This window comes from Bacteroides sp. An269 (genome assembly GCF_002159755.1).
Classification (GTDB): domain Bacteria; phylum Bacteroidota; class Bacteroidia; order Bacteroidales; family Bacteroidaceae; genus Phocaeicola; species Phocaeicola intestinalis.
This window is the reverse complement of sequence record NZ_NFJG01000198.1, coordinates 1-3198: the sequence shown is the minus strand read 5'-3', so window position 1 is coordinate 3198 and position 3198 is coordinate 1. Positions and strand designations below refer to the sequence as shown.

Below are 3198 nucleotides of genomic sequence, written 5' to 3'. Positions count from 1 at the left end.
ATTGCAACACTAAGTTAAGTGAATCTTCTGACATGGCAAAATACTGGGTAATATATTATTACTCAGTATTTTAAATTTATTTCTAACAATATGTGTTGCGGAATTAAGGCTTAAATGATTTTATTCACCGTTATGTCAGGAAAATCCTGCATGAACATCAACAACAATCCTTCTTCATTCTGCCGTTTTGCCTTGATGGTCATGCTTACGCTGTATACCACCTCTCCTCTCACGAATGACTCAGACATTTCATACGATACCACAATGTAGTTTTTCGAATGAAATGTAGCCGACACCCGTTTGATGGCATCCTTATCACGGGCAGAAAACTCTACCATCAAATTCCGCAAGCCTATGCTTTTAAAGAAAAAACTCAGCACTTCCAGTCCTAACAAGACCAAAACCGTAGCAGCAATGCCAATGCTATACATTCCTGCCCCGATGGCAAGCCCGATGCCTGAAGTGGCCCAAATGCCTGCAGCCGTAGTCAGTCCACGCACAATCTGCTTTTGCAGGATAATGGTCCCGGCACCGATAAAACCGATACCGCTTACCACTTGTGCCGCGATGCGGCTGGGATCGAGGCGGACCAAATCACGCTCCAGCACATCCGAAAACCCATATTGTGACACAATCATCAACAATGCGCTGCCTAATGCCACCAGAAAATGTGTACGATATCCGGCTTCTTTCGCCCGATACTCACGCTCCAATCCTATCAATATGCCCATTACGCCTGCCAAAAACAACCGCAGGGCAAAATCCCAAGCTAAATCCATATCGACACTTGCATTTTATTCCACCAACTCGTAACTGCTTACCTGAATCGGCATATCCAAGTTATGAAGTATTTTTTCCAACATGATGCCTTCTAAATTATTATATTCGTAGCCGAATGTAGCACGAATACCCTGTAAAATAAACTGAGTAGCACGGTCCAGCGCTATAGGAAGGCTGTCTCCCTGCATCAGCGAACCGGTAATGACACTGGTAAACGTATCGCCCGTACCGGGATAATGAGCCGGCAAATACGGGCAAGTCACTTTCCAATAACGGTTCCCGAAACGGTTATAAGCATATACAGACGTAGAATGCGGATCATCCTGCACCGGCACACTGGTTACGATGACAATACTAGGCCCTTTATCCGACAATGCTTTAAGCGCATCCTTCAGACCGGCATCACTCATTTTCTCTTGAAAAGGTATATCAAGCAGGCGGCACAATTCGGTCATGTTAGGGGTAATAATATCAGCAAGACAGATTAATTTCTTCATTTCAGTTACCATTTCCTCTGTTATGCCTTTGTAAAGGTTTCCATTGTCACCCATAACCGGATCAACCACAACCAAGTCGGTAGAGCGGCGGAACTTCTGAATAAAATCTTCCACAATCTGAACTTGCTGTGGAGAACCAAGGTATCCCGAATAAAAAGCATCAAAACGGATTTCAAGCTGTTCCCATTTTTCAATGATACGGACCATTTCGTCAGTAAGATCGAGGAAAGAATAAACAGGATACTGCGTATGGGTGGAAAGAATAGCCGTAGGAAGCGGACATACCTGAAACCCCATTGAAGAAAGAATAGGCACAACTGCCATAAGCGATACACGTCCTACCCCGGAGAGGTCATGTATTGCAACAATCTTTTTACTTTGGTTGTGAAACAGCCGTCCGCAAGGATGGTTCTTTATTGGCTCTGCATGGGTCGCGACTTGTTTTTTACGCTTATACTTGTTTTCTTTTTCCCATGCCATCTTCCGTGCCTGATAAGACTCAAATTGTTTCTCGATGTAGTTGTCTGCCATAAGTAAATCCAAGAATTGAAATTAGTTTTATGAATGTCCGCATTTTGCCAAATTGCTTGTAAGAGCACATCGCACACGCTTTTTTGAAAGCTCCGCATGGATAAGCCGGCGCATTCGGACGCATGCAGCACGCCTCTACATTGGTCATTGCGGACATTCATATTAGTTTTTGCAAAGGACGTTACTTTTTGTGTAACAAACAAACTTTTTAAATTGAAATTAAGAGTCTGTTTTAAATTTCTACAAAAAAATTCTGCTCGTCTTGATTATCCGCTTTCGTGTGTGCTTCGGGCGATTTCTGTTGACACCACCATATACATAAACCCCTACGGTGCGAAGCACATAATTGACAGCATGAAGAGCACTCATTAAATATAAATGTTTATCTTTGCACACAAAATGATTTTAAGACTATTATTTTATGAATTACAAATTACTGGTACTCGATTTGGACGGTACGCTGACCGACTCTAAGAAGCGAATAACAACATATACGCATGACACACTGATAGAAGCCCAAAAACAAGGAGTGAAAATTGTTCTTGCCTCAGGACGCCCCACATACGGAGTGGCGCCGCTTGCCAACGCATTGGAACTAGACAGATACGAAGGGTATATTCTCTCATACAACGGTGGTGAAATCATTGACTGGAAAACCGGAGAAGTGATATATAAGAAATGGCTGGACAACGATGTATTACCTTATTTATATAATTGCGCCACAAATAATAGATTTGCCATAGTAACATACGACCACGAATTTGTATTGACAGAATCCCCTGATGACGAATACGTACTGAAAGAAGCCTTGCTGAATGTAATGAAAATAAAAAAGGTAGACAACTTCCTGGAAGCCATTCCCCGTCCCATCACGAAGTGCCTGATTGTGGGAGAACCGGAACGCCTTGCCATATTGGAAAAGGAAATGTACGAAAAGTTAAAGGACAGAATGGGAGTATTCCGTTCGGAACCTTATTTTCTGGAACTGGTGCCAAAAGGCATTGACAAGGCACAGTCGCTCTCGGTGCTATTGGAAGAAACAGGAATGAAGCGGGAAGAAATGATAGCCATAGGAGACGGATTCAACGACCTGTCAATGATACAATATGCAGGCCTTGGCATAGCAATGGCGAATGCCCAACAGGTAGTACGTGAAAATGCAGATTTCATCACGTACTCGAATGACGAAGACGGTGTAGCCCACGCAGTAGAGAAATTCATCTTCAAGACGAAATAACAAAGAAAGGAATTGAAGATAATCACATACCCAATGAAGATATATTAGAAGCTGTTTTGAATTTCTCCAAAAAGTTTTTCTTGGCTTGATGTATCCGTTTTCGTGTGTGCTTTGGGCGATTTTTTGGTCCTTTTCGCTCCTGTTCTTCGTCAG

General features: G+C 42.7%; 3 protein-coding genes. 1 reads left to right on the top strand and 2 read right to left on the bottom strand.

Features of this window, described 5'->3' with window-relative positions; translation table 11 throughout:
- Window positions 1-110 precede the first annotated feature (110 nt).
- Both B5F71_RS19065 and B5F71_RS19060 read right to left on the bottom strand, forming a co-directional pair.
- Entirely contained in the window at window positions 111-779 is a 669-nt protein-coding gene (locus B5F71_RS19065) for an MgtC/SapB family protein (protein ID WP_087213480.1), read from the bottom strand.
- A gap of 15 nt (window positions 780-794) precedes the next feature.
- Window positions 795-1670 carry a pyridoxamine kinase gene (locus B5F71_RS19060; RefSeq protein ID WP_162609954.1) on the bottom strand — a complete coding sequence of 292 codons (876 nt, stop codon included), beginning with the start codon at window positions 1668-1670 and terminating at the stop codon, window positions 795-797.
- A 559-nt stretch (window positions 1671-2229) separates the two neighbouring features.
- On the opposite strand from B5F71_RS19060, the gene B5F71_RS19055 reads away from it, so the two are divergent.
- Window positions 2230-3045, top strand: coding sequence for a Cof-type HAD-IIB family hydrolase (locus B5F71_RS19055; RefSeq protein WP_022039994.1), 816 nt, complete (start codon window positions 2230-2232; stop codon window positions 3043-3045).
- Window positions 3046-3198: the final 153 nt, after the last annotated feature.

Excerpts from the sequence above, each read along its gene's own strand:
- B5F71_RS19065 (WP_087213480.1), bottom strand. The coding sequence starts at position 779 with ATGGATTTAGCTTGGGATTTTGCCCTGCGGTTGTTTTTGGCAGGCGTA.
- B5F71_RS19055 (WP_022039994.1), top strand. The coding sequence starts at position 2,230 with ATGAATTACAAATTACTGGTACTCGATTTGGACGGTACGCTGACCGAC.